This is a genomic window from Marinobacter sp. LA51, assembly GCF_030297175.1.
Classification (GTDB): Bacteria; Pseudomonadota; Gammaproteobacteria; order Pseudomonadales; family Oleiphilaceae; genus Marinobacter; species Marinobacter apostichopi.
This window is the reverse complement of sequence record NZ_AP028070.1, coordinates 1,186,572-1,211,916: the sequence shown is the minus strand read 5'-3', so window position 1 is coordinate 1,211,916 and position 25,345 is coordinate 1,186,572. Positions and strand designations below refer to the sequence as shown.

The 25,345-nt window shown below is 58.9% G+C and carries 22 protein-coding genes; 15 read left to right on the top strand and 7 right to left on the bottom strand.

What is annotated here, in order from left to right; translation table 11 throughout:
• The first annotated feature begins 47 nt into the window (after positions 1-47).
• On the top strand, positions 48-1,547 hold the full coding sequence (locus tag QUE89_RS05595) for an amidase (RefSeq protein WP_286222237.1): 1,500 nt from the start codon (positions 48-50) through the stop codon (positions 1,545-1,547).
• Here QUE89_RS05595 and QUE89_RS05590 read toward each other — a convergent pair.
• Together QUE89_RS05590 and QUE89_RS05585 are read right to left on the bottom strand one after the other, a co-directional pair.
• Complete coding sequence (locus QUE89_RS05590) at positions 1,514-3,409, bottom strand: sensor domain-containing diguanylate cyclase (protein WP_286222236.1); 1,896 nt, start codon at positions 3,407-3,409, stop codon at positions 1,514-1,516. The genes QUE89_RS05595 and QUE89_RS05590 overlap by 34 nt on opposite strands.
• Positions 3,410-3,528: 119 nt before the next feature.
• Entirely contained in the window at positions 3,529-4,254 is a 726-nt protein-coding gene (locus QUE89_RS05585; RefSeq protein ID WP_286222235.1) for a pseudouridine synthase, read from the bottom strand.
• 132 nt (positions 4,255-4,386) lie between these two features.
• Between QUE89_RS05585 and QUE89_RS05580 the strand changes: the two genes are divergently transcribed.
• The 3 genes from QUE89_RS05580 to QUE89_RS05570 all read left to right on the top strand — a co-directional run bounded on the left by QUE89_RS05580 (position 4,387) and on the right by QUE89_RS05570 (position 8,361).
• Entirely contained in the window at positions 4,387-6,048 is a 1,662-nt protein-coding gene (locus QUE89_RS05580) for a methyl-accepting chemotaxis protein (protein ID WP_286222234.1), read from the top strand.
• Positions 6,049-6,382: 334 nt separating this feature from the next.
• The gene (gene ilvG / locus QUE89_RS05575; protein WP_286222233.1) at positions 6,383-8,086 is read left to right on the top strand and encodes an acetolactate synthase 2 catalytic subunit; all 1,704 of its coding nucleotides are present in this window, start codon (positions 6,383-6,385) and stop codon (positions 8,084-8,086) included.
• On the top strand, positions 8,083-8,361 hold the full coding sequence (locus QUE89_RS05570; protein WP_286222232.1) for an ACT domain-containing protein: 279 nt from the start codon (positions 8,083-8,085) through the stop codon (positions 8,359-8,361). The genes ilvG and QUE89_RS05570 overlap by 4 nt, the downstream gene beginning before the upstream one ends.
• 60 nt (positions 8,362-8,421) lie before the next feature.
• On the opposite strand, the gene cynS is transcribed toward QUE89_RS05570, so the two are convergent.
• The 4 genes from cynS to QUE89_RS05550 all read right to left on the bottom strand — a co-directional run bounded on the left by cynS (position 8,422) and on the right by QUE89_RS05550 (position 12,234).
• Complete coding sequence (cynS, locus tag QUE89_RS05565; protein ID WP_286222231.1) at positions 8,422-8,865, bottom strand: cyanase; 444 nt, start codon at positions 8,863-8,865, stop codon at positions 8,422-8,424.
• Positions 8,866-9,060: 195 nt separating this feature from the next.
• Positions 9,061-10,242 (bottom strand): thiolase family protein, encoded by a 1,182-nt coding sequence (locus QUE89_RS05560; RefSeq protein ID WP_286222230.1) that lies wholly within the window; start codon positions 10,240-10,242, stop codon positions 9,061-9,063.
• A 53-nt stretch (positions 10,243-10,295) separates the two neighbouring features.
• Complete coding sequence (locus QUE89_RS05555; protein ID WP_286222229.1) at positions 10,296-11,447, bottom strand: acyl-CoA dehydrogenase family protein; 1,152 nt, start codon at positions 11,445-11,447, stop codon at positions 10,296-10,298.
• Positions 11,448-11,472: 25 nt separating this feature from the next.
• Positions 11,473-12,234 carry an SDR family NAD(P)-dependent oxidoreductase gene (locus QUE89_RS05550; protein ID WP_138440619.1) on the bottom strand — a complete coding sequence of 254 codons (762 nt, stop codon included), beginning with the start codon at positions 12,232-12,234 and terminating at the stop codon, positions 11,473-11,475.
• A gap of 111 nt (positions 12,235-12,345) precedes the next feature.
• Here QUE89_RS05550 and QUE89_RS05545 point away from each other — a divergent pair, with 111 nt between their 5' ends.
• The 8 genes from QUE89_RS05545 (at position 12,346) to QUE89_RS05510 (ending at position 21,903) form a co-directional block, all read left to right on the top strand.
• Complete coding sequence (locus QUE89_RS05545) at positions 12,346-12,795, top strand: MerR family transcriptional regulator (protein ID WP_286222227.1); 450 nt, start codon at positions 12,346-12,348, stop codon at positions 12,793-12,795.
• Between the two features lie 90 nt (positions 12,796-12,885).
• Entirely contained in the window at positions 12,886-14,052 is a 1,167-nt protein-coding gene (locus QUE89_RS05540) for an isovaleryl-CoA dehydrogenase (RefSeq protein WP_286222226.1), read from the top strand.
• A 172-nt stretch (positions 14,053-14,224) separates the two neighbouring features.
• A complete protein-coding gene (locus tag QUE89_RS05535) occupies positions 14,225-15,832 on the top strand; it encodes a carboxyl transferase domain-containing protein (protein ID WP_286222225.1) in 1,608 nt (535 codons plus the stop codon).
• Between the two features lie 14 nt (positions 15,833-15,846).
• Positions 15,847-16,653 (top strand): enoyl-CoA hydratase-related protein, encoded by an 807-nt coding sequence (locus tag QUE89_RS05530; protein WP_286222224.1) that lies wholly within the window; start codon positions 15,847-15,849, stop codon positions 16,651-16,653.
• Between the two features lies 1 nt (position 16,654).
• Positions 16,655-18,649 carry an acetyl/propionyl/methylcrotonyl-CoA carboxylase subunit alpha gene (locus QUE89_RS05525; protein ID WP_286222222.1) on the top strand — a complete coding sequence of 665 codons (1,995 nt, stop codon included), beginning with the start codon at positions 16,655-16,657 and terminating at the stop codon, positions 18,647-18,649.
• Positions 18,649-19,554, top strand: a complete 906-nt coding sequence (locus QUE89_RS05520) for a hydroxymethylglutaryl-CoA lyase (RefSeq protein ID WP_286222221.1) — start codon at positions 18,649-18,651, stop codon at positions 19,552-19,554. Before QUE89_RS05525 ends, QUE89_RS05520 begins: the two co-directional genes overlap by 1 nt.
• Positions 19,555-19,570: 16 nt before the next feature.
• A complete protein-coding gene (locus tag QUE89_RS05515; protein ID WP_286222220.1) occupies positions 19,571-20,149 on the top strand; it encodes a peroxidase-related enzyme in 579 nt (192 codons plus the stop codon).
• Between the two features lie 53 nt (positions 20,150-20,202).
• Positions 20,203-21,903 carry an AMP-binding protein gene (locus QUE89_RS05510; protein WP_286222219.1) on the top strand — a complete coding sequence of 567 codons (1,701 nt, stop codon included), beginning with the start codon at positions 20,203-20,205 and terminating at the stop codon, positions 21,901-21,903.
• A 330-nt stretch (positions 21,904-22,233) separates the two neighbouring features.
• Here the strand turns inward: QUE89_RS05510 and QUE89_RS05505 are convergent, their stop codons facing one another.
• The gene (locus QUE89_RS05505; protein WP_286222218.1) at positions 22,234-23,145 is read right to left on the bottom strand and encodes an AraC family transcriptional regulator; all 912 of its coding nucleotides are present in this window, start codon (positions 23,143-23,145) and stop codon (positions 22,234-22,236) included.
• 185 nt (positions 23,146-23,330) lie between these two features.
• On the opposite strand from QUE89_RS05505, the gene QUE89_RS05500 reads away from it, so the two are divergent.
• From QUE89_RS05500 to QUE89_RS05490, 3 genes are read left to right on the top strand one after another with little or no spacing between them, the layout of a single operon-like run.
• Complete coding sequence (locus QUE89_RS05500; protein WP_286222217.1) at positions 23,331-24,401, top strand: NAD(P)-dependent alcohol dehydrogenase; 1,071 nt, start codon at positions 23,331-23,333, stop codon at positions 24,399-24,401.
• 11 nt (positions 24,402-24,412) lie between these two features.
• The gene (locus QUE89_RS05495) at positions 24,413-24,745 is read left to right on the top strand and encodes an EthD family reductase (protein WP_286222216.1); all 333 of its coding nucleotides are present in this window, start codon (positions 24,413-24,415) and stop codon (positions 24,743-24,745) included.
• Complete coding sequence (locus QUE89_RS05490; RefSeq protein WP_286222215.1) at positions 24,738-25,181, top strand: hypothetical protein; 444 nt, start codon at positions 24,738-24,740, stop codon at positions 25,179-25,181. The genes QUE89_RS05495 and QUE89_RS05490 overlap by 8 nt, the downstream gene beginning before the upstream one ends.
• Positions 25,182-25,345: the final 164 nt, after the last annotated feature.

Below are 25,345 nucleotides of genomic sequence, written 5' to 3'. Positions count from 1 at the left end.
GGGATTGCAGTAAAGTCGATCCGTGCCCAACAATCAGGAATCCAGCCATGGCAGCATCGTCCACAATCTTCCGCCCTAGCCAATCGCTCCACGCCTTCACCGACGATGCCCTGGGTACGGCGGACGCCACCGGCCTGGCGGAGCAGCTTAAGCGTGGTGAGGTTTCTGCCACCGAACTGACCCAGGCAACGGTAGCGCGTGCACGCTCGGTGGACCCCCGGATTCGGGGCCTTGCAACGGGGGACTTTGAGCGAGCTTTGGATATGGCGGGCCGGCTCGACCTGAAGACACCGTCCAAAACCTCGGTTTTTTTCGCCGGCGTGCCAACGGTGATCAAGGACAACACCAACATTCAGGGCCTGCCCACTCATCATGGATCAGCCGCGGTCCCCAAATCGATTGCCACCGAAACCAGCCCCTTTGCCCGGCAGTTGCTCGATCAGGGCTTCATCTGTCTGGGCAAAAGTTCACTGCCGGAATTCGGCTTTAACGCCAGCACCGAACCGGCCCACGATGCGCCTTCGTGCAACCCCTGGAATCTCGACTACTCCACTGGTGCCTCTTCCGGTGGTTCTGCAGCACTGGTCGCCGCCGGAGTGGTACCCGTGGCGCATGCCAACGATGGCGGAGGCTCCATCCGCATTCCGGCGGCCTGTTGTGGGCTGGTCGGCCTGAAACCCAGTCGTGGGCGCCTGATTGACAACGACGCCGCCCGAACGCTGCCGGTGAATATTATAAGCGACGGAATCGTCAGCCGATCAGTGCGGGATACCGCGAATTTCATGGCCGAGGCTGAACATTATTTCAAACCTCGTTCACTGCCGGGAATTGGCCGATTGGAAGGCCCGTCCGGGCGACGCCTCACCATTGGACTGGTTCTGGATTCCATCAACGGCCACACCACCGACGTCGAAACCCGGGCAGCCGCAGAGGCAACAGCCCGGCGGTTGGAAAAGCTCGGTCACCGAATTGAGCCGATTCCCATTCCGGTGGCAGAGTCCTTCCCCGGCGACTTCGCCTTGTACTGGGCTTTCCTGGCTTTCGGTGTGAAGGTCAATGGGCGAAAACTCATGCACCCGAGCTTTGATAAGCACCGGGTAGACGGACTGACCGCAGGCCTGGCCCGCACGTTCAAACGACAGTTCTATCGCTTGCCTGGCGCCCTCTGGCGCCTGCGCCGCTCCCGCCAGGACTACGCCAAAGCCATCGCCGGTTTTGACGCGGTTTTAACTCCAGTGCTCGGTCACACAACCCCGGAGCTGGGTTATCTGAGCCCCGAAATACCCTTCGACACCCTGTTTGAGCGGCTCACCCGATACGTCGGCTTTACCCCACTGGCAAACGCAACCGGCGCACCCGCCATTGCGGTGCCCGCATGCGTAACCGGAGACAATCTTCCTGTGGGCGTTCAGTTCATGGGGCGTCATGGCGACGAGCAGACGTTGCTGGACCTGGCCTTTACCCTGGAGGCAGAGGCGCCCTGGCCGCTACTCTATCAGGCAACGACCAGCCGTCAGGCCGGTGAGACGTGTGAAACCATGGGCTGACCGTCCGCATTCCAGGCCACCACCCGGTTACGACCCTGGCCTTTGGCCTCGTACAGGGCTTCGTCCGCCCACTTGAAGATATCCTTGGTAGCATCAGCCTTGGCTGGAGACACGCTGCACACGCCAATACTGACGCTTAGATGCACCACATCGCCCGAGACCGGGAAAGCGGTATTTTCGATCTCCAACCGGATGCGTTCAGCAACTTTCAGGGCACCACTCATCGGTGTCTCGGGCAGCAGCACCACGAATTCCTCACCACCGTATCGGGCTGCCAGGTCCTGAGGGCGGGTGATGAATTTCTGGATGCACTGAGACACCATCTTCAGACAGTCGTCACCGACCAGATGGCCGTAGGTATCGTTAAACTTCTTGAAGTGATCGATGTCGAGCACCAACAGCGACAGGATTTCATCGTACCGGTAAGCCCGCACCACAGCCGACTGGAAGATCCGATCAAAATGCCCACGGTTCTTTAGCCGGGTTAAGGCGTCGGTGGCACTGAGCTCCTGCAACTGCTCGTTCAGGTGTTCCAGGTCCTGGGTGCGTTGCTGAACCCGTTCTTCAAGCTGGGTATTGGCCTCCCTCTGCACCTGCAAAGATTTTTCCTGGGCCATTCGCGCTTTACGTTCTTCACGAATCAGTCGCTGCTGGGTTTCGAAAACCCGCTTCTTTTCCCTTTCCAGACGGTCTGCCAGGGCAATGGACAGCAGAATCACACCCAGCGCGGAGCCAACCTGGGTGGCATTTTCCGTCAACAGGTTTCGCGGCAAAACCGTGAACTTGCTCAGCGCCAGCACCATACCGCCGAACAGCATGGATACCCAGGCAAAGGTGTAGTAGCGGGCCGCTGGATCTTGTTGAATCCACCGAACAATGCTCATCACCAACATGGTGGAACAGGTAATGAAAGCCAGCAATATGGTGGGCAGAATCAGATACTTGTAAGGCACCATCAAACCCGCGAACGCGAGCACAGCGGCGGCCACGACGACCCCGACCGCCCACCGGTGTAGAAACGGGTGATTGCTGGGTGAGACATTGATGAATCGAAGACTGAACGTACCGCCGAACACCAGAGCCAGATTCAGAAACACGGTGATTGCCTGGTCATTCCACCAGGTTGCCTGCGGCCAGAGATACTGAAAGGCCAAGCCATGGAGGCTGGCCAGGAACAGGGGCATTGCCGTGATATAGCCAACATAATGCAGAAAGCTCTGCTCTTTGACCGCCATAAACACGAACAGATTGTAAAGCACCATGACCAGGATAATGCCGTAATAAAACCCCTGGAAGATGCTGCGCGCCTGCTCTGCGGAAAGGAAGTTGTCCTGCTCCCACAAGATCAGCGGCACCTGCATGGAACTGGTGGTTTCCACCCGCAGGTAAATCCAGGTTTGCTCGCCGGCCGCCAGATTCAGGGGAACCACGAAGTTACGATGCTCGATGGGCCGAGCATGAAATGGCTGCTTGTCGCCGAGCACTAAAGGTTCGGCGCCTTCGCTTTCCGGATTGATGAAGATCTCTATCCGATCCAGTACCGGGTAGGCGATTTCCATCACGGGCTGCAGAGCTTGGTCGGTTGGATTTTCCACCGCTAACCGAAACCAGTAAGCCGATTTTCCATAGCCCAGGCTGAGGCTTTCACTGTTATTCGGCGTCCAGCGTTGTGAATCAAGGTCCGTCACGTCCGCAATGCCCATGGGCAGCTCTGGTTCCGGCCAGTAATCAACGAAGCGCGAGAGTTCAATGCGCTTGGATTGCAGATCCCAGGTAGCCTGGCGATCCGCAGCCGCAGCAACGAGAGAGAAAAAGCCAACCATCAGGCCGAAGAAAATGGTCAGTACACGCAACAATGGCATCCGTAATCCGCCGCTCAGAATTTGTTGTTTTCGACCGCATTATCGTTTAGGAAGTCGGTTCTTGCTGGTAATTACTACCATTCGAAGCAAAACAACATAAAAAACTACAAACTGCGAACTCACGGAAAGATCGATAGCACCTGCTGGAAACTGGATTCCGGCGCGGCTTCAATCACCAGCGTCTCGCCTGTGACCGGATGAGCAAATTCAATACCCGTGGCCGCGAGCATCAACCGTCCCTGCCCGAACCTCTCGGCAAAGTACCGGTTATGGCGACCACGACCGTGATTGGCGTCGCCGATGATAGGATGGTTAATGTGCTTCATGTGCCGGCGCAGTTGATGCTTGCGCCCCGTTTCCGGATAAAGTTCAACCAGCGCGTAGCGGCTACTCGGGTACCGTTCGATTGCCACCGGAATTTCCGTGGTCGCCAGGGTTCTGTAGCGACTCCGAGCATCCCGCACCGGCTGTTCCGAGCCTTTCTGACGCCGATCCTCCGGCTCTTCTCGCAACGGATGATCGATGAAACCGGACTCCGCCGGCCAGCCGCGAACTACGGCCTGGTAGGTTTTGCTCACCTCTCCCGCCATCATGGCCAGACCGAGTGTCCGTGCCGTTTCTGAATCTTTCGCAAACACCAGCACTCCCGACGTCGGCCGATCCAGCCGATGAACCGGGTAAACATGTTCACCACCGTTCAGTGCCCGGGCATATTGCAGCGCGAATTCCGTTTCGTGCTTATCGATCGGGCTTCGGTGCACCAGCAGCCCCGCGGGTTTATGAACCACCAAAAGGCATTCATCCCGGTAAAGAACACTCAGGGGATTGCTCGACGTCAACACCATCAAAACGAACCCATCTAGCAAGCACCGTAAAAAGAAGCATGAAATTCCCGGAATTTGCTCCCGAAAATTAAAGAAACTGAAATATCCGCCGATTATAGTCTTAAGAGCCGGTGCATAGGGACATTCGCTGGCATGAGCGATTTACGTCCCTTGCAAAAAGGCCACCCAATGAATTGGTACTCCCGCAGTATTCTCAACCGCATTCTCACCATCGTATTTATCGCCAACCTGGTTATTGCGATTGTGGCAGGTTTCTATTTCAAGGCTTCGCTCGAAACAGGTGACGATTACAGCAGCCTGGTTGGTAGCGAAATGGTTCATGCGCTTGAAGCGCAGGACATACTGGCCAGTTTCAAGACCCAGGTTCAGGAATGGAAAAACGTTCTGATACGAGGCGATGACGACGGCCAGCGCGAGAAATACTGGGGTCGGTTCCAGGAGCGGGAAGCAGAAATACAGTCTGAGCTGAACGAACTGATTCCGAAGCTAACAGACCCGGAAGCCAAGAAGCTGATGACCCAGTTCCGCAGATCGCATGAGCGTATGGGCAGCGCCTACCGCAAAGGATTCGAAGCTTTTGTGGAGTCTGGCTATGAACACGCCGCCGGCGACGCCGCGGTAGCCGGTATCGACCGCGAGCCGGCCAAACTGGTTGAAGAGGCATCGAGCCTAATCCGTGCGTCCAGTCTGACTTACGCTGGTGACCTGAAAGAATCGGTACAATCCAGCACCTGGCAGATCGGTACCCTGCTGTTCGCCGCGATTCTGCTCGGCACCCTGGCCTGCGTCATCGTTCTGATCCGATCTGTGGTGCGACCGGCCCAGCAGCTCATTGGACAACTCGATAAGCTGGGCAAGGGTGACCTGTCTGAGCCCACTACCCTGACCCGAAACGATGAGCTCGGCAAACTGGCAGACACCTCCCGTCTGCTACACAGCTTCCTGGCCGAAACCGGTGGTCTGATGCAGAGCAACGCCACCCAGATGGAGCATACCGGAGCGCTGATCCGAAACAATGCCGACCGGGTATCGTCCCAGTCTGACCAGGCCCACCAGCGTATTGATCAAATTGCCACTGCCATGAACGAGATGTCGGCAACGGCACAGGATGTAGCCCACCACGCGGCTTCCGTAGCCTCTCAGGTGACAGAGACCACGGGCCAGACCCAGCAGGCTGACCAGCAGATCAACCAGGCGGTCGAGAGCATGCGACGGCTGACCGACCAGATCCAAAGCTCGGCCAAAACGGTGAACCAACTGGCCAGTGATGGCCGCCGGGTTGGCGACGTCATGCGGGTAATTCGAGAAATTGCCGATCAGACCAACCTGCTGGCCCTGAACGCCGCCATTGAAGCAGCCCGGGCCGGCGAAGCCGGACGTGGCTTTGCCGTAGTGGCGGATGAAGTCCGCAACCTGGCCGCCAAAACCCAGGAAGCCACGGTGGAAATTGACCAGATCATTGAGACCATTGGCTCCGCCTCGCGGGATGCCACCGAATACATGCAGGCCTCCGGCGTGGTTGCCGAGGAAAGCAGCGAATCGGTAGAAGCGGTCCGACACACTCTGAGCGAAATCAGCCAGCGTATGGCCAGCGTCAACGACGCTACCACTCAGGTAGCCACCGCAGCCGAGCAGCAGACCAGCGTCAGCGAAGACATCAGCCGCAACGTAACCGAAGTGGCCGAGATCTCGGAAAGCATGAGCGAAGCGGCTGAAGAAAACCTGCGCACTGTCCCGGAGCTGGACAACATGGCGCGAAAGGCCCGTGAAATGGCTGGCCGAATTCGCAGCTAGAATTCGCAGCTAATAGGATCGTTTTGTGCGGGCCGGATGGCACAGCCACCGAGCCCGCACGAAAAAACTGACAAGAAACGGTTGCAACCGGTTAAAAACGTGGGGTAGATTCTAACCTTACGCAGTTAACGAATTCAGAGCAGATTGTTGATCTTATGAATCTCAGCGCAGTGATTGTCCTAGTGAAGCTTGTCCTGGTGGTCGTGGTACCGTCCGGGGGCTTTTGCGTGGACAAGCGGGTGAGATAGCAACAACCTGACAAGACACCAAGAGCCCCCGGCACCGAAAGGTCCCGGGGGCTTTTTTTGCCGCCACAAAAAGGAAAACATCGATCATGAACGGCGCACAGTACATCCTCGACGCGTTCCATCGCCACGGCATCTCCACCGTTTTCGGCTACCCGGGTGGCTGCATCATGCCGCTCTACGATGCACTCGTGGATGATGTCGGAACCGAACACGTGCTGTGTCGCCACGAACAGGGATGCGCCTTAGCCGCCGACGGCTATGCCCGGGCCAGTGGCCAATTGGGCGTATGCATCGCCACCTCCGGGCCGGGTGCCACCAACCTGATCACCGGTGTTGCCAACGCCCACCGGGATTCCATCCCGATGCTGGTGATCACCGGGCAAGTGCCCTCCGGCCTGATCGGCACCGACGCCTTCCAGGAAACCGACGTTCTGGGCATGACCCTGGGCATCGTCAAACACAGTTACCTGGTGGACAGCACCGACGAGCTGGCCGAGATCATGGACGAAGCGATTGATCTTGCCCAGAGCGGACGCCCCGGGCCGGTATGGATCGACATTCCCAAAGACGTATTGCTGGCATCGGCTCCAACACCCTCATGCGAGCCTCAGACCGCGAGTGCCGCTACCACCAGCACCGATGTTTCCGAAGCGGTGGCCATGCTGCGCTCGGCCCGAAAGCCCCTGCTCTACAGCGGTGGCGGTGTGAGCCTGGCCCACGCTGAAGACAACTTCCGCGAATTTTCCGAAACCTCCGCCCTGCCCAGCGTTGTCACCCTGAAAGGCATTGGTAACGGCGGTAAACACAGCACCCATCACTTGGGCATGCTGGGTATGCACGGCTCCCGCGCCGCCAACCGCGCCGTCGACGAATGCGACCTGCTGCTGGTCATCGGCGCCCGCCTGGATGACCGGGCCACTGGCAAACTGGACACCTTTGCCCCCAACGCCCGAACCATCCACATCGACGCCGATGCCGCCGAGATCAATAAACTGCGTTCGGTGGATTTGGCCCTGCGCGGTGATTTGAACGGCATTCTGAAGGCAATGACCGCCGAGCTTGAATCGTCACCGCTGGCAATCGGCGACTGGCAGACCCAGTGCCGCACCTGGAACACCACCGGCGGCTTCAGCGCCGCGGACAACGAGGAGCCTTTGGCGCCCATCACCGGACCGGCCTTCGTGCGGCAATTGTCCCGTATTGCACCGGACGACACCGTTATTGCCTGCGACGTTGGCCAACACCAGATGTGGGTGGCCCAGCATTACCAGTTCGACCACCCGCGCCACCATCTCTCCAGCGGTGGCCTGGGCACCATGGGCTTTGGCTTGCCCGCCGCCATTGGCGCGCAGTTTTCCGATCGCCGCAGCACGGTTATCAACGTCGCGGGCGATGGCTCGTTCATGATGAACGCCCAGGAGTTGGCCACTATTCGCCGCTACAACCTGCCGCTGAAAATGATCATCCTGGACAACCAGTGCCTGGGCATGGTCCGCCAGCAACAGGAGCTGTTCTACAACAATCGGGAAAGCCAGATCGACCTTAACGACAACCCGGACTTCGTCGCCATGGCCCGCGCGTTCGACATCCCTGCCCTGCACATCGAACGCACCGATCAGATCCGCCGCGGCATCGAAACCATCCTTGCCTACGATGGCCCCATGCTGCTGCACGTTGCCATTGCCCGTGAAGAAAACGTCTGGCCCATCGTCAAACCCGGTGCCAGTAACCGCGAAATGATCGACGAAACCAAGCGCACCGCCAAACAGAACAGGGAGCAAGTTGCATGAACTCTGAAAACCAGCCCGCAACGCCGAGTTACACCATTACTTGTCGGATGTCGCAGGAAGCCGCCGCCCTTGAGCGGTTATGTCAGGTGGTCCGCATTCGCGGTTTTAAGATTGCCCGCATGGCAGTCGAAAGTGCCGGGGAGCATCTGGATATCGCCCTCACCCTGGAAGGCACCCGGCCCATTGCGATGCTTCAGTCGCAGTTGCTGAAGTTGCATACGGTGGCGGAGGTTGTCCTCGATCAGGGGGCTTTGGCGCGTTCGCTTCGGGCATGAGTTAGGAGGCGGGCTCTTTGAAGCCCGCCCCCAAACCAACCAGTCTACGAGCCGAAAAAACTACCAAGCCTTATAAGGCAAAAACTTCCCATTCATAGTCACAACCACCCGATCACCCTTCGGATTTTCTTCCTTCTCCACATCCATGGTGAAATCGATCGCACTCATGATGCCGTCACCGAACTTCTCGTGGATGAGCTCTTTCAGGGTGTCACCATACACACCGACAATTTCGTACAGCCGGTAGATAAGAGGGTCCTGGGGAATGGCGTCGTCCCAGGATTTTTTGGGGCACACCTGCAGGGTCTCGGCGACTTCCTTATCCAGGCCCAGGGTTTCGCACAGAGCAAAGGCCTTGTCTTCCGTCAGGCTGTTCATGCCCAGGCAGGCCGAGGTGGTAAACACGGGAGACAGGCCAATCGCCGAAGCCAATTTTTCCCAGGACACACCTTGGGTCGCTTTGGCTTCCAGAATTTTTGCTGTCATCAGCTCTTTGTTCATCATGAGGCACTTACCCTTCGATTCAGTTAATTGTGCACCAGTAAGGCGCAGGGCAATTCACAGGGAACCGCCTGCAGTGGAACATTACGTCTGTATCACCGAGGGTTTTGCAGGGTTCGTGCCAGAAGGCCGTGCAAAAAAACACCCGCCAAACCGGACGGTCGGGCGGGTGCAAGCACAGGAAACTGTGTTATTCGATTAGATCAGTTCGATAGCAACCGCAGTGCCCTCACCGCCACCGATGCACAGTGAGGCAACACCGCGCTTCAGGCCGCGTTGCTTCAGGGCGTTGATCAGGGTGATCAGGATGCGTGAGCCTGAAGAACCGATGGGATGGCCGAGCGCACAAGCGCCGCCGTGGACGTTCACCTTCTCCGGGGCCAGACCCAGCTCGTTGATGGCTGCCAGGGTCACCACGGCGAAGGCTTCGTTGATCTCGAACAGATCGACGTCGTCTTTGCTCCAGCCGGCTTTCACCAGAACCTTCTCAATGGCACCGATGGGCGCCAGGGTAAACTCGGACGGCAGGCGCGCGTGAGTCGCGTGGGCAATGATTCGAGCCTGCGCAGTCAAGCCGCGGGCGTCGGCTTCAGCGGCTGAAGCCAGCACCAGGGCCGAGGCGCCATCGCTAATGGAGCTGGAGTTAGCGGCGGTGACCGAACCGTCTTTTGCGAAGGCCGGTTTCAGATTCGGAATTTTTTCCGGCTTGGCATTGCCCGGCTGCTCGTCGGTATCGACAACGGTACCGCCGCCCCGGCCCGGCACGATGACCGGTACGATCTCATCCCTGAACCAGCCATTTTCGATGGCGGCCAGGGACTTCTGCAGGGAGCCGATGGCGAATTCGTCCATGGCCTGGCGACTGATGTCGTACTTGTCCGCGGTGCGCTGGGCAAATACGCCCATCAGACCACCTTCGTAGGCGTCTTCCAGACCGTCCAGGAACATGCTGTCCATCACCTGGCCGTGACCCATGCGCATGCCTGAGCGGGCCTTGGGCAGCAGGTACGGGGCCTGGCTCATATTCTCCATGCCGCCGGCGATCATGATGTTATTGGTGCCGGCCTTGATCTGGTCGTGGGCCATAATCACAGACTGCATGCCGGAGCCACACATCTTGTTGATGGTGGTGCAGCCGGAGCTGTCCGGGATACCCGCGGCGCGGGAGGCCTGACGAGCAGGCGCCTGGCCGAGGCCGGCCGGCAACACGCAGCCCATGATCACTTCCTGGACATCCGCAGGCTGGAGCCCGGCCCGCTCGATGGCTGCCTTGATGGATTCGGCACCCAGTTGCGGTGACCGCACCGAGCTCAGTGAGCCCATCATGCCGCCCATGGGGGTTCGGGCGGAGCCTGCAATTACAACGCTGTTGTCACTCATAAACTTTCCTCACTAAAACTTGTTGGCTTGTCAGCCTCTGCCCACCTTTCAACTCAACCTCTGCCCAAGACGGAGCGGGCAATGATTTCTTTCATGACTTCCGAGGTACCGCCATAGATTCGCTGAACCCGCGCATCCATGAACGCCCGGGAAATCGGGTATTCGGTGGTGTAGCCATAGCCGCCGAAAAGCTGTAGACAGCCATCGGCTACCCGGCACTGCATCTCGGTGGCGCTGTACTTGGCCATGGAGGCTGTCGGAGCATCCAGATCACCGCGCTCGTACTCGGCGATGCACTGATTCACGAACGCCTGGTTAACGCGGTAATCGGTCTCCATGCGCGCGATTTCAAAACGGGTGTTCTGCAGTTGGGCCAGTTTCTGACCGAACAGTTCCCGCTCCTGGGCGTAGGCAATGGTCAGATCCAACGCACCACGGGCCGCCGCGACGCCCAAAGCACCGATGACCAGACGCTCCCGCGGCAGCTCGTTCATCAGGTACATGAAGCCCTGCCCCTCTCCGCCCAGCAGCGCGGACGAAGGAATTCGCATATCGGAGAAGAACAGCTCGGAGGTGTCGCCGGAGTGCTGGCCGATCTTGTCCAGGTTACGGCCCTTGCTGTATCCCGACAGAGAGGTATCCACCAGGAACAGACTGATCCCGCGCGCACCAGCGGTCGGATTGGTCTTGGCCGCCACAATTACCATGTCGGCGTGCTGGCCGTTGGTAATGAAGGTCTTGGAACCGTTGAGGATGTAGTCGTCACCGTCTTTCACGGCGCTGGTGCGAATGGCCTGCAGGTCACTGCCAGCACCCGGCTCGGTCATGGCGATGGCACCCACCGCCTCACCGGAAACCAGCTTTGGCAACCAGTACTGACGCTGCTCCTCGCTGCCCATGTGGCTCAGATACGGAGCAACAATGTCTGAGTGCACCATAACGTTGGTCGACAGGGCACCGAAGCCCATGCGGGCAAGCTCTTCGCCGACCACCACCGAGTACTGGAAAGGCGCACCACAACCGCCCCACTCTTCCGGCACATCCACGCAGAGCATGCCGGCGTTGCCCAGGGTGTTCCAGAGCTCACGCGGCACCAGGCCGGACTTTTCCCAGGCTTCGTAGTGCGGCTTCACCTCGGTTTCGAGGGCCTTGATAACCGAATCCCGGAACAGGGCCAGTTCTTCTTGATCAACAGGGCTGCTCATTACTTTCTCCCGCCAATTAAGGCTATTACTTCGGCGCCATGCGCAGGGCACAGTCGAGACGAATCACTTCGCCATTCAAAATCGGGTTGCGAACCATCTGGTCCACCATCATGCCAAACTCTTCGGGCTTACCCAGACGCTTCGGGAACGGCAGGGTCGCCGCCAGGCTCTCTTGAACTTCCTCCGGCATACCCGCCAACATCGGCGTCATGAACAGACCCGGGGCAATGGTGTTCACCCGGATGCCCTCACGGGCCAGTTCGCGGGCTGACTGCAGGGTCAGAGACACCACGCCGCCCTTCGATGCACTGTAGGCCGCCTGGCCAATCTGGCCTTCATAGGCAGCCACGGAGGCAGTATTGATGATCACACCTCGCTCGCCATCGGCGTTGGGCTCACGGGTTGCCATATCAGCAGCCGCCAGTCTCAGGATGTTAAAGGTACCGATCAGGTTGACCTGAATAACCTTGCTGAACTTCTCCAGCGGCATCACGCCCTCGCGGCCCAGAATCTTAGAGGCAGGGGCGATACCCGCACAGCTCACCGCCACACCGCAGGGGCCGTGGGCTTCACGCGCTGCGGTGATCGCCGCTTCCGCGCTGTCTGGCGAGGTGACGTCGCAATGTAGAAAGAGGCCACCGATATCTGCAGCCACTTTCTCACCCTGTTCCTGGTTAACATCCAGAATGGCGACCTTGCAACCAGCCGCAGCCAGTGCCCGGGCAGCGCCCTCACCAAGGCCGGAGGCCCCACCTGTTACAATCGCCGCAACGTTTTTGAATTCCATTGTTTGCTCCTTTCTCGCGAATCCCGATGGATCTTTTTGTATAAATGTCGACCGCAAATACTTTACGTTTACGTAAACTTTATCTAACCTAGCTCTAAAAAGGAAATAGCTATGGTCAAAAAAGAAACATACAGCATCAGTGAGCTCGCCAAAGAGTTCGATGTGACCACCCGAAGCATCCGGTTCTACGAGGATCAGGAGCTGCTCAAGCCCACGCGCCGTGGGCAGACACGCATCTTCAGTTCCAAGGATCGTGTACGGCTGAAACTTATTCTCAGGGGCAAGCGCATGGGCTTCTCCCTGTCAGAAACCAAAGAACTGTTCGACTTGTGGGACGAGACTCTCAGCGGTAACGAAAAGCAGTTGCTGCTGATGCTGGACACCCTGGGCCGCAAGCGCGCTCAACTCGAACAACAGAAGAACGACATCGCGATGGCCGAAATGGAAATGGACACCGCTGAAGCACGGTGCCGTGAAGCATTGGCTGATCTGGAAAAGCGAAAGAAAGAACAGAAGATGCCGGCCAACGATGAAGAATCAACCACTGCCGAACAGCGATAGTCAGCAAACCACCCGATCAACAGGTGCCCTGCTCCCCAGCTGTCCGGTCTGAAAAAATTGCCAGTAGAGATCATAGGAAAGGTAACTAACATGAAATCACAATACTCAGAGCTCAACTTTGGCCTTGGTGAAACCCTGGACATGCTGCGCGAGCAGATCAACGGCTTCGCGGCCTCCGAAATTGCCCCCCGTGCCGAAGAAATTGACCGCAACAACGAGTTCCCCATGGACCTCTGGCGCAAAATGGGCGACATGGGCCTGCTGGGTATTACCGTTTCCGAGGAATACGGTGGTTCTGACATGGGCTACCTGGCGCACGTTATCGCCATGGAAGAAATCAGCCGCGCGTCTGCCTCTGTTGGCCTGTCCTACGGTGCCCACTCCAACCTGTGCGTGAACCAGATTCACCGCAACGGTACCGAAGAACAGAAGAAAAAATACCTGCCCAAACTGGTGAGCGGCGAGCACGTAGGTGCCCTGGCCATGTCCGAGCCTAACGCCGGCTCCGACGTAATCTCCATGAAACTCTCTGCCCGGGACGAAGGCGACCACTTCGTGCTGAACGGCAACAAGATGTGGATCACCAACGGCCCCGACGCCAGCACCTTCGTGATCTACGCCAAGACCGACACCTCGGCCGGCTCACGCGGTGTTACCGCCTTCATTGTTGAGCATGACGCACCGGGCTTCACCCGCCACCAGAAACTCGACAAGCTCGGCATGCGCGGCTCCAACACCTGTGAACTGGTATTCCAGGACTGCAAAGTACCCCGGGAAAACATCCTGGGCGGCGAAGGCAACGGCGCCAAGGTACTGATGAGCGGTCTCGACTACGAGCGCCTGGTACTCTCCGGTGGCCCGCTGGGCATCATGCAGGCAGCCCTGGACGTAACCGTGCCCTACATCCGCGAGCGCAAACAGTTCGGCCAGGCCATCGGCGAGTTTGAGCTGGTTCAGGGCAAAGTGGCTGACATGTACACCTGGATGAACACGGCCAAGTCCTACGTCTACATGGTGGCTATGTCTGCCGACCGCGGCGAGACCACCCGCAAAGACGCTGCCGGCGCCATCCTCTACTCGGCAGAAATGGCCACCAAACTGGCTCTGGATGCCATCCAGCTGCTCGGTGGTAACGGTTACATCAACGAATACCCGACAGGCCGCCTGCTGCGTGACGCCAAGCTGTATGAAATCGGCGCGGGCACCTCAGAAATCCGCCGGATGCTGATCGGTCGAGAGCTGTTCCTGAACAAGTAACAGCACCAGGACGTCAGCACCTAATGTTCGACAAGGAGTTGGCGGAAGGACGGACCGGGAATGTTGTAGGCCAGGGATGGCCGAAAACAAGCGCACATGGATGTGCTAGTAGCGGTTCCCGGGCCGTCCTTCCGCCAACTCCGACGCCCCCGAATGCACGGATGAAGAAGCTATGACCACACTCCAAAGCAAAATAAATCCAAGGTCTGAAGAGTTCCTGGCAAACCAGGAAGCCATGGCGAAAGCTGTCGCCGACTTGCGAGACAAAGTGACCACCATCCAACAAGGTGGCGGCCCCTCCTACCAGGAACGGCACATCGCCCGCGGCAAGCTGCTGCCCCGGGAGCGCATCAACCGCCTGCTGGACGACGGCTCCCCATTCCTCGAAATCGGCCAGTTTGCCGCTTACAACGTCTACGGTGAGGAAGTCCCGGCGGCCGGCGTAATTGCGGGCGTGGGCCGGGTGTCCGGCACTGAGTGCATGATCATCGCCAACGATGCCACGGTAAAAGGCGGCAGCTACTACCCACTGAGCGTGAAAAAGCACCTGCGGGCCCAGGAAATTGCCCTGGAAAACCGCCTGCCCTGCATCTACCTGGTGGACTCCGGCGGTGCCAACCTGCCCCGCCAGGATGAAGTCTTCCCGGACCGCGACCACTTTGGCCGCATCTTCTACAACCAGGCCCGCATGTCTGCCGACGACATTCCGCAGATTGCCGTGGTCATGGGCCTGTGTACCGCCGGTGGCGCCTACGTGCCGGCCATGGCCGACGAATCCATCATCGTCCGCAACCAGGGCACCATCTTCCTGGCGGGTCCGCCGCTGGTCAAAGCAGCCACCGGTGAAGTGGTCACCGCCGAAGAACTGGGCGGTGCCGACGTGCACTGCAAGACCTCCGGTGTTGCCGACCATTATGCCGAGAACGACGCTCACGCCCTGGAAATCGCCCGGCGCAGCATCTCCAACCTGAACCGCCGCAAGCCGGCTGAGGTGGAAATCCGCAAGCCCAAGGCACCACTGTACGACGCCGAGGAAATCTATGGCATCGTGGGCACCGACCTGCGCAAGCAGTTTGACGTGCGCGACGTGATTGCCCGTATCGTCGACGGCTCCGAGTTCGACGAATTCAAACGCTATTACGGCCAGACCCTGGTCACCGGCTTTGCCCACATCCACGGCTACCCGGTCGGCATCATTGCCAACAACGGCATTCTGTTCAGTGAAGCCGCCCAGAAAGGCGCCCACTTCATCGAACTGTGCTGCCAGCGCAACATCCCGCTGCTGTTCCTGCAGAACATCACCGGCTTCATGGTCGGCCAGAAATACGAGGCCGAAGGCATCGCCAAGCACGGCGCCAAGATGGTTATGGCCGTGGCTTGCGCCAACGTGCCAAAAATCACCGTGCTGATTGGCGGCAGCTTTGGCGCCGGTAACTACGGCATGTGTGGCCGCGCCTACAGCCCGGATTTCCTGTGGATGTGGCCGAACGCGCGTATCTCGGTCATGGGTGGCGAGCAGGCCGCCGGTGTACTGGCGCAGGTTAAGCGTGAAGGCATGGAGCGCAAAGGCCAGGACTGGAGCACCGAAGAAGAGGCCGAGTTCAAGCAACCGGTCATCGACAAGTACGAGGAGCAGGGGCACCCCTACTACGCCAGCGCCCGCCTGTGGGACGACGGTGTCATCGACCCGGCCCAAACCCGGGAAGTGGTTGCCCTCAGCCTGTCCGCCACGCTTAACCGACCCGCGAAGCCGACACGCTTTGGCGTGTTCCGCATGTAATCGGGAGATCAGTCATGACAGAACAAGAGAATGCGGTTCTGATCAAACGCCGCGCACAGGGCGTCACCGACGTGGTGCTAAACCGCCCGGACAAACGCAACGCCTTTGACGACGTCATCATCCAGCAGCTGATCAACGCGCTGGACGAGGTCAACCAGGATCCTGACACCAAGGTTGTGGTGCTTCGCTCCGAAGGCAAACACTTCTCCGCCGGTGCGGATCTCGGCTGGATGCGTCGCATGGCCGACAACACCCGCCAGGAAAACCTGGACGATTCCCGGGAACTGGCGCGGCTGATGAACGTGCTCAACCACTTATCCAAGCCGGTTATCGGTCTGGTGCAGGGTGCTGCCTTTGGCGGCGCGGTGGGCTTGGCCGCATGCTGCGACATTGTCATCGCCACCGAGAAAGCCAGCTTCTGCCTGAGTGAAGTGAAGCTGGGGTTGATACCTGCTGTCATCAGCCCCTATGTCGTGCGTGCCATCGGCGAACGCCAGGCCCGCCGGTATTTCATTTCAGCCGAAGTGTTCACCGCCCGAAAGGCGAAAGATTACGGCCTGGTGCACATCGTTTGTGACACAGTAGAAGCCATGGAAAGCCAATGCGACGCCATGGTTCAGCAACTGGCCCAGAACGGCCCGGAAGCCATGACGGCGGCCAAGGACCTGGTGTTCGCAGTCAGCAACAAACCGATCGACGACGTTGTGATTGACGATACCGCCCATCGCATTGCCGATATTCGCGTGGGAGAAGAGGGACAGGAAGGGCTGAGTGCCTTCCTGAACAAGCGTCGCGCCAACTGGATTCCGGAGAACAATTGATATGTTCAGCAAAATTCTGATCGCCAACCGGGGCGAAATCGCCTGCCGGATCATACAGACGGCCCACGACATGGGAATCCGCTGCGTCGCGGTCTATTCCGACGCAGACGCCAACGCCCGCCACGTGGCCATGGCCGACGAAGCCTTCCACATTGGCCCGGCACCCAGCTCAGAGAGCTACCTGCGGTCCGAGAAGATCATCGAGATCGCCAAGGAAAGCGGCGCCCAGGCAATCCACCCGGGCTACGGCTTCCTGTCGGAAAACACCGGGTTCGCCGAAGCCTGTGAAGCCAACGATCTGGTCTTTATCGGCCCGCCCTCTTCCGCCATCGCGGCCATGGGTTCCAAGTCGGCCGCCAAGGCCATCATGGAAAAAGCCGGCGTACCGCTGGTACCGGGTTACCACGGCGACGACCAGGCTCCGGAAACCCTGCGCACCGAAGCCGAAAAATGCGGCTTCCCGCTGTTGCTGAAAGCCGTCGCCGGTGGCGGTGGTAAAGGCATGCGGGTTGTGGAACGCATGGAAGAATTTGACGATGCCCTGGCCGCGGCCAAGCGTGAAGCCAAGAACGCTTTTGGCAACCCGGACATGCTGATCGAGCGCTACCTGACCCAGCCACGTCACGTGGAAATTCAGGTGTTCTGCGATCAGGACGGCAAGGGCGTGTACCTGGCCGAACGTGACTGTTCTGTGCAGCGCCGCCACCAGAAGGTTCTGGAAGAAGCCCCGGCCCCGGGCCTCAGCGAGGACACCCGCAAGGCCATGGGTGAAGCCGCCGTGCGCGCAGCCCAGGCCATCGATTATGTGGGTGCCGGTACCGTCGAGTTCCTGTACGACGTGGACGGTTCCTTCTTCTTCATGGAAATGAACACCCGCCTGCAGGTGGAGCACCCGGTCACCGAAATGGTCACCGGCCAGGACCTGGTGGAATGGCAGCTGAAAATCGCCTGGGGCGAGCCGCTGCCACTTCAGCAATCCGAGGTGAAAACCCGCGGCCACGCGCTGGAAGCACGAATCTACGCCGAAGACCCGGATCACGACTTCCTGCCCGCCACCGGTCACCTGCGCTACCTGAGCACCCCGGATGAAAACGCCCACGTGCGCGTTGATACCGGTGTGACCGAAGGCGACGACATCAGCATTCACTACGACCCGATGATCGCCAAACTGATCGTGTGGGACGAAACCCGGGACCAGGCCATCAACCGCATGGTCCAGGCGCTGGAGCATTACCGCATCGCCGGCGTGAAAACCAACATCCGATTCCTGCACGCTCTGGCCGATGCCCAGCCGTTCCGGGAGCAGGATCTGACCACCGGCTTCATCGACATCCACCGGGAGCTGCTGTTCCCGAAATCGAAGCTCGATACCCACAAGGCCCTGGTGCTGGCCGCCGGTTTTGTTCTGGAAGCACGCAAGTCCAGTGAGCCGGCCTCGACCGATCCCTGGTCACCGTTTGGCCGTCGCAACAGCTGGCGCCTGAATTCCGAGTACGCCCAGCCGCTGCAACTGCAGGTCGGTGAAGAGATCCACGATCTCAAGATTCTGGAACGGGACGATCGCTACCAGGTGTACGTTGGCGACAGCGTCTACAACCTGACTGCGCGCCTGGACGAAGACTTTCTTCAGGCAGTGGTGAACGGCCACCGGATCAGCATCCACGGCAACCTGCACAACGACCAGTTGGTGCTGTTCTACGAGGGTGACACCTTCCAGTGCAACGTTTACCGGGAAACCTACGGCTTTGAAGACATGGCCGGAGAAGGCAGCCTGGAAGCGCCAATGAACGGTGCCATTGTGGCGGTGCAGGCCAAGGTGGGCGATAAGGTAACTGCTGGCCAGACTCTGGTGATCATGGAAGCCATGAAAATGGAACATGCCATCAAGGCCCCCGCCGATGGTGTGGTGAGCGAGATTTTCTTCGCCGAAGGCGACCAGGTCTCCGAAGGCGCTGAACTGATCGCCATTGACGTGGCGGAAGAAGGAGCAGAGTAATGGCCTTTCCAAAGCAGGTTCGGATGGTGGAGATGAGCCCGCGGGACGGACTACAGAACGAACCCGGCCCGGTCATCGCCACGCGTATCAAGACTGGCCTGATTGACCGTCTGGCCGACTGTGGTTTGACCCACATCGAGTCCGCCAGCTTTGTGTCGCCCAAATGGGTGCCCCAGATGGGCGACGCTGACAAGGTCATGGCCGGCATCAAACGCAAACCCGGTGTTCGCTACTCCGTGCTCACCCCCAACCTGCGCGGTTTCGAAAACGCGCTGGCAGCGGGTGTCGACGAAGTCGCCGTGTTCGGTGCCGCCTCCGAATCGTTCAGCCAGAAAAACATCAACTGCTCCATCGCCGAAAGCCTGGATCGCTTCCTGCCGGTGATGGAAGCGGCGAAACAGCACAACATCCCGGTGCGCGGTTATGTCTCCACCGTGCTGGGCTGCCCTTACGAAGGCGACATCGCTCCCGAACAGGTCGCCAAGGTCGCCAAGGCGCTGGCTGATATGGGCTGCTACGAAATCTCCCTGGGCGATACCATTGGTGTCGGCACTCCCCAGAAAGCCAAGCGCATGCTTGAAGCCGTAGCCGCTCATGTACCCGTCGAGAAGCTGGCCGCCCACTTCCACGACACCTATGGCCAGGCCCTGGCCAACCTGTATGCGGTGCTGGAAGAAGGCGTTGCGGTTATTGATGCCTCAGTCGCCGGCCTTGGAGGCTGCCCCTACGCCAAAGGAGCCTCTGGCAACGTCGCCACCGAGGACGTGCTGTATCTGCTGCAAGGACTTGGCATTGAGACCGGCGTGGACCTGAACAAACTGGTCACTACCGGTAACTGGATCAGTGGCCAGCTGCGCCGCCACAACGGCTCCAAGGTGGGCCAGGCTCTCGGCGGTCAGTGCTAAAAACAAAGGATGTGACATGAATCAGAACAAGAACGTCGTAGCCCTGGATCTCCCGATCCCTGACATTGCGGACATGCCCGAGGATACCCAGAAGTATTTCGAAATCTGCCAGGAAAAGCTGGGCATGATTCCGAACGTGCTGACAGCGTACAGCCAGAACCTCAAGCAGCTCGAAGGCTTCACCCGCCTGTATAACGAGCTGATGCTGGGCGAAGGCGAGCTCAGCAAGCTGGAGCGGGAAATGATCGCGGTGGTGGTCTCGTCCGAGAACAAGTGCTTCTACTGCCTGGTGGCCCACGGTGCCGCCGTGCGCGTGCTTAGCGGCGATCCGACGCTGGGTGAGCACCTGGTGATGAACTACCGCAGTGCCCGCCTGGATAAGCGCCAGCGCGCGATGCTGGATTTCGCCTCGCACCTGACCCGTTCGCCGGCAACGGTTACTGAAGAGCACAGTCAGGCTCTGCGTGATGTTGGCTTCAGCGACCGCGCCATCTGGGACATCAGCAACCTGATCGGCTTCTACAACATGTCCAATCGCGTGGCTATTGCGAGCGATATGCAACCAAACACTGAATATCACAGCCAGAGCCGCTAGCAGGATCACCGCCCTGCTCGCCCTCGACTATAAAAACAACGGAGGCAGAGACAATGAGTAAGACTCTTCCAAGTTACTTTCCAAGTTATTCGAGCGGCACCTCTGAAACGCCGCTGCTGGGCATGACCATCGGCGAGATGCTGGACCGCACCGCCGAGAAGTACCCCGACACCGAAGCCCTGGTGTGCCTGCACCAGGACATCCGCTGGACCTACAAAGAGTTCGTCGACAAAGTGAATGAAGCCGCCCGCGCCTTCATGGCGATCGGCGTGAAGCGTGGCGACCGGGTCGGCATCTGGTCACCCAACCGGTACGAGTGGACCGTCACCCAGTTTGCCACCGCCAAAGTCGGCGCCATCCTGGTGAACATCAACCCGGCCTACGGCATGCACGAGCTGGAATACGCCATGAACCTGGCGGGCATCAGCGTGCTGGTCACTGCCGACCGCTTCAAGGCCTCCGATTACCGTAAAACCCTGTACGACCTGGCGCCCGAACTGAAAGCCTGCCAGCCAGGCGAGACCAAGGCCCGTCGCCTGCAGGATCTGCGCGCCGTGATCAACCTGGATACCGACAAGCACGACGGCATGTGGACCTGGAACGAGTTCGTACAGCTGTCCAGCAAGGTCAGTCAAGAGGAGCTGAACAAGGCTCAGAGCCAGCTCCAGTTCGACGACCCGATCAATATCCAGTTTACCTCCGGCACCACCGGCAACCCCAAGGGCGCTACCCTCACCCACCACAACATCCTGAACAACGGCTATTTTGTGGCCGAGAGCCAGCGCTTTACCGAGAAAGATCGGTTGGTGATTCCAGTGCCCCTGTACCACTGCTTTGGCATGGTCATGGGCAACCTGGGCTGCATTACCCACGGCTCCACCATGATCTATCCGGACGAAGGCTTCGAGCCCAAGTCCGTGTTGCAGGCCGTGCATCAGGAAAAGGCAACAGCTCTTTACGGTGTGCCCACCATGTTCATTGCCGAACTGTCCGATCCGGAGTTCGAAACCTACGACCTATCCACCCTGCGCACCGGCATCATGGCCGGCTCCATCTGCCCGGCCGAGGTAATGAAGCAGGTTAACGGCAAGATGAACATGAAAGAGGTCCAGATTGCCTACGGCATGACCGAGACCAGTCCGGTGTCGACCCAGACCAGTTCCCTCGACCCGTTCGAGAAGCAGGTCACCACCGTGGGCCGCACCCAGCCACACCTGGAAACCAAGATCGTCGATCCCGGCTCCGGCAATGTGATGCCCCGTGGCGAGATTGGCGAGCTGTGCACCCGTGGCTACAGCGTGATGCTGAAGTACTGGAACAACGAAGAGAAAACCCGCGAGTCGATTGATAACGCCGGCTGGATGCACACCGGCGACCTGGCGACCATGGACGAGGACGGCTACATCCAGATTGTCGGCCGGATCAAGGACATGGTGATCCGCGGCGGCGAGAACATCTACCCGAAAGAGATCGAGGAATTCCTGTACACCCATCCGTCCATCGAGGAAGTTCAGGTTACCGGCATTCCCGATGAAAAGTACGGCGAGGAACTGATCGCCTGGGTGAAACTGCGCCCGGAAGCCGACCCCGTGGATGCGGACGGCCTAATCGAATTCTGCAAAGGCCAGATTGCCCACTTCAAGATCCCCCGCAACTACAAGTTCGTGGAGGAATTCCCGATGACCGTCACCGGGAAGATCCAGAAGTTCAAGATGCGGGAGATTTCCATTGAGGAAATGGGGCTGAAGAAGTAAGGCCTTCCCCTTCCCCTTCCCCAGTTAAAACCAGTAAACCCCGGCAGCTTGTCGGGGTTTGTTTTTTTGTATGTGGCCCATATCTTCCTGGAGAAACTGGAATCATGCAGTGCGCTTTGTTGTTACGCAGGGATATTACGGGAACACCAACTCGCGGCTCTAACAGCTCAGCCCCCAGTGCAAAGTGATACTCATTTCAGCGCCAGCAGCCAGTTCGCCGGGCGTCCCTGACGGGCCGCCGCTGTTCTCCGCCCTAGCAACTGCACTACTACTCCCGCACCTTGTGACCTTGTAATCCCCTCGCTAAAAATAGCGCGATTACGCGGGTCTTTATTGATTTTCTGGCTGCTGACTTCGAAGTTCCACTGGCAGCCGGCGGTGCTGGGTCGGACTCACCGTGAAGTAGCGCTTATAGTCGCGACTGAATTGCGGCACGCTTCGGTACCCGACCGCTGACGCCGCCTGGTTAACGTTGAGTTGGTTGCGGGTCATCAACTGGCGGGCCTTAATGAGGCGGAAACGCTTGAGATACTGCACCGGCGATGTGCGCGTGATTTCCTTGAAGTGCTGGTGAAATGCCGACGGGCTCATGTTGGCCAGCGCTGACAACTCCTCCACCGTGTATTCCCGTGCGTACTCCGCATGCATATGCTGAAGCACCCGTACTATCCGCGAGTATTGCCCTCGGTTCTGCACCAACGCACGGAGAGCGGGACCCTGACCGCCTTTCAGGGCTTCATAGATCACCTCGCGGACTCGTCCACGGCCCATGATTCGGGCATCCATCGGGTCCATTATGGCGCGGAGCAGCCGCATCATCGCCTCATGCATCCCTTCTGTCATGGCCACGGATGCCATCGGCAGGGGATCGGCCTCTTCATGGTTGCTGAATTCTTCGGCCGTCTCATGCACCAGTTCGCTGAGGATAGATGGCTCAATGCGAACGGCCACCCCCATCAATGGAGCGTCCGGTGTGGCTTGGGTTTCGCACTCGAATGGCAGCGGCAACGACTGAACCAGGTACTGGCCCGGGTTGTAGTGAATCGTCCGGTCCCCGAGGTAGCCTACCTTCTGCCCCTGAGCAATCACCATCAGGCTCGGCTCGTAAATGAGCGGTGTGCGCGGGATGGGATGGCGCGATGCCACCAGATAAACCTCTGCCAGTGAGGTTTGGATAAGGCCGTCCCGGGTAATCAACGGCTCAATCAGCTCTGTCAGTTGCAGCGAGGGACTTTGCAGCATGGGTTCCCAACTCGAACAGGGTGTAACCGTATTATGCATATTCGAAGCCTTCAGGGTGACTTTGTAACCACGTCTCTGGAGAAATAGGCAAAAACGCAGCAGGAATGGCTATGGCCCTCGCGCCCTGGACTCCGCCAGAATGAAGCCTCTCATCAAGCCCCCACTCACTCCGGGAAGTATTGAATATGAGCACAAAAGCCTTTGCCGCCCACACCGCCAATGCCCCCCTGAAGCCGATACAGTTCGACCGTCGCGATCTGCGCCCGGACGATGTTGCCATCGAGATCGACTACTGCGGCGTGTGCCACACCGACATCCATTTTGCCCAGAATGACTGGGGTTTCACGCAATACCCGGTGGTGCCGGGGCACGAGATCATCGGTCGGGTTACTGCGGTCGGTGACCGGGTGACTGAGTATTGCGAAGGCGACCGGGTAGGTGTCGGTTGCATGGTGGATTCGTGCCGCAGTTGCAGCGCCTGCGAATCGGGGCTGGAGCAATACTGTATCGAGGGCAATACCGCCACCTACAATGGCGTCGACCGCCATGATGGCTCAATTACCTTCGGCGGCTATTCGGAGCGCGTCGTAGTCAGTGAACGCTTCGTGGTACGTATTCCTCAACAGCTCGACCCGGCCGCCGCCGCCCCCCTGCTCTGCGCGGGGATCACCACCTACTCCCCATTACGCCACTTTGGTATCGGCTCTGGCCACAGGGTTGGGATCATCGGCATGGGCGGATTGGGCCACATGGGCATTAAGTTCGCCAAAGCCTTTGGCGCCGAGGTAACACTCTTCACCCGCTCGGAAAACAAGGTGGCGGAAGCCCGCAAGCAGGGAGCGGACCATGTGATCGTTTCTACGAACCAAGAGCAAATGAAGGCGGCCACTGACCAGTTCGACTTTCTGCTTGATACGGTTCCGGTCAAACACGACCTCAATCCATATCTGAGCTGCCTGAAATACGATGGCACCCACATCCTGGTGGGCCTGGTGGAGCCCATCGAGCCGACCATCCACGCCGGGCAACTGGTCATGAAACGCCGCGTATTGGCTGGCTCATTGATCGGTGGCATGCCGGAAACCCAGGAGGTGTTGGATTTCTGCGCCGAGAACGGTATCAGCTGTGACATCGAGATGCTGGATATCCGCGACATCGACGAGGCCTATGAGCGCATGAAACAGGGCGACGTCAAATACCGGTTTGTCATCGACATGGCCTCCCTGCGGGATGTCGTCGTTGCCCCAACTCAATAGAGGAGAATTCCATGATCAAGGTAAGCATTTTTTATCCCAACGGCGACGACATCGAATTTGATGTCAACTACTACCGGCAACAGCATTTTCCCCTGGTGCGCAGCAAACTGGGAGCCGCCCTCCTGGACGACGCCATTGAGGTGGGTATCTGCGGCGCCCACACCGGGGAAATACCGGCCTTCGCGGCAGCCGGCCACCTTTACTTCGAATCGGTGGAAGCGTTCCAGACCGCCTTTGCTCCGCACATGAAGGCGATTCAGTCGGACCTTCCCAACTACACTAACGCCCGGCCCCTGCTTCAGGTTAGCGAGGTGGTCAATACCAAGGAAAGCGATCATGCTTGAGGTAGCGTTCATTATCGTGCTTGTTGCCAATGCCCTCTGGTTCGGATCAGCGTTCCGGGTGTTCTGGCTCAAGGGGCCGCAGACATCCAACATGCTGATACGGCGGGAACACCGGGACTCGCCATTGCGGGAGACGGTGATCGCCTCGGGGCGTTTTCTTGGTGGGATGAACCTGGGTTTTTCCGTCCTGTCTGTGTTGTTGATTCTGTTCTCGGCTCACTTCACCCAGCCCATACAGATGTTTGTAGTCTGCACTGCCTTCGGTGTCGCCCATGGCAGCCAATTTGTTGGTAACGTCCCGCCGGCACTACGGGAGCGGAAAGGGGAAACACCAGTTTGGCCGGTCTTGCGCGGCCCTATGCTGTTCATCTTCGTGGTGGATCTGATCATGGCCGCCGTTAATGGAGCGCTGGCTATCGTCGCCCTCAGCATTTGAGGGAACTCCGAGTAGGGAACGAAGTACCGCACAAACAAAAGACTCAATGGCTTCAATTCGCGGCCGGAAGACGGTGCTAAGGCTAGTGGCAGCTATACTGTCTGGTGCGCAACATTGAGAAGCCGGCGATCGCATTAGTCGGCGGCAAAATCTACGTCGTGGGC

Coding starts and splice junctions, on each gene's coding strand:
- QUE89_RS05595 (WP_286222237.1), top strand. CDS start 48: ATGGCAGCATCGTCCACAATCTTCCGCCCTAGCCAATCGCTCCACGCC.
- QUE89_RS05590 (WP_286222236.1), bottom strand. CDS start 3,409: ATGCCATTGTTGCGTGTACTGACCATTTTCTTCGGCCTGATGGTTGGC.
- QUE89_RS05585 (WP_286222235.1), bottom strand. CDS start 4,254: ATGGTGTTGACGTCGAGCAATCCCCTGAGTGTTCTTTACCGGGATGAA.
- QUE89_RS05580 (WP_286222234.1), top strand. CDS start 4,387: ATGAGCGATTTACGTCCCTTGCAAAAAGGCCACCCAATGAATTGGTAC.
- ilvG (WP_286222233.1), top strand. CDS start 6,383: ATGAACGGCGCACAGTACATCCTCGACGCGTTCCATCGCCACGGCATC.
- QUE89_RS05570 (WP_286222232.1), top strand. CDS start 8,083: ATGAACTCTGAAAACCAGCCCGCAACGCCGAGTTACACCATTACTTGT.
- cynS (WP_286222231.1), bottom strand. CDS start 8,865: ATGATGAACAAAGAGCTGATGACAGCAAAAATTCTGGAAGCCAAAGCG.
- QUE89_RS05560 (WP_286222230.1), bottom strand. CDS start 10,242: ATGAGTGACAACAGCGTTGTAATTGCAGGCTCCGCCCGAACCCCCATG.
- QUE89_RS05555 (WP_286222229.1), bottom strand. CDS start 11,447: ATGAGCAGCCCTGTTGATCAAGAAGAACTGGCCCTGTTCCGGGATTCG.
- QUE89_RS05550 (WP_138440619.1), bottom strand. CDS start 12,234: ATGGAATTCAAAAACGTTGCGGCGATTGTAACAGGTGGGGCCTCCGGC.
- QUE89_RS05545 (WP_286222227.1), top strand. CDS start 12,346: ATGGTCAAAAAAGAAACATACAGCATCAGTGAGCTCGCCAAAGAGTTC.
- QUE89_RS05540 (WP_286222226.1), top strand. CDS start 12,886: ATGAAATCACAATACTCAGAGCTCAACTTTGGCCTTGGTGAAACCCTG.
- QUE89_RS05535 (WP_286222225.1), top strand. CDS start 14,225: ATGACCACACTCCAAAGCAAAATAAATCCAAGGTCTGAAGAGTTCCTG.
- QUE89_RS05530 (WP_286222224.1), top strand. CDS start 15,847: ATGACAGAACAAGAGAATGCGGTTCTGATCAAACGCCGCGCACAGGGC.
- QUE89_RS05525 (WP_286222222.1), top strand. CDS start 16,655: ATGTTCAGCAAAATTCTGATCGCCAACCGGGGCGAAATCGCCTGCCGG.
- QUE89_RS05520 (WP_286222221.1), top strand. CDS start 18,649: ATGGCCTTTCCAAAGCAGGTTCGGATGGTGGAGATGAGCCCGCGGGAC.
- QUE89_RS05515 (WP_286222220.1), top strand. CDS start 19,571: ATGAATCAGAACAAGAACGTCGTAGCCCTGGATCTCCCGATCCCTGAC.
- QUE89_RS05510 (WP_286222219.1), top strand. CDS start 20,203: ATGAGTAAGACTCTTCCAAGTTACTTTCCAAGTTATTCGAGCGGCACC.
- QUE89_RS05505 (WP_286222218.1), bottom strand. CDS start 23,145: ATGCTGCAAAGTCCCTCGCTGCAACTGACAGAGCTGATTGAGCCGTTG.
- QUE89_RS05500 (WP_286222217.1), top strand. CDS start 23,331: ATGAGCACAAAAGCCTTTGCCGCCCACACCGCCAATGCCCCCCTGAAG.
- QUE89_RS05495 (WP_286222216.1), top strand. CDS start 24,413: ATGATCAAGGTAAGCATTTTTTATCCCAACGGCGACGACATCGAATTT.
- QUE89_RS05490 (WP_286222215.1), top strand. CDS start 24,738: ATGCTTGAGGTAGCGTTCATTATCGTGCTTGTTGCCAATGCCCTCTGG.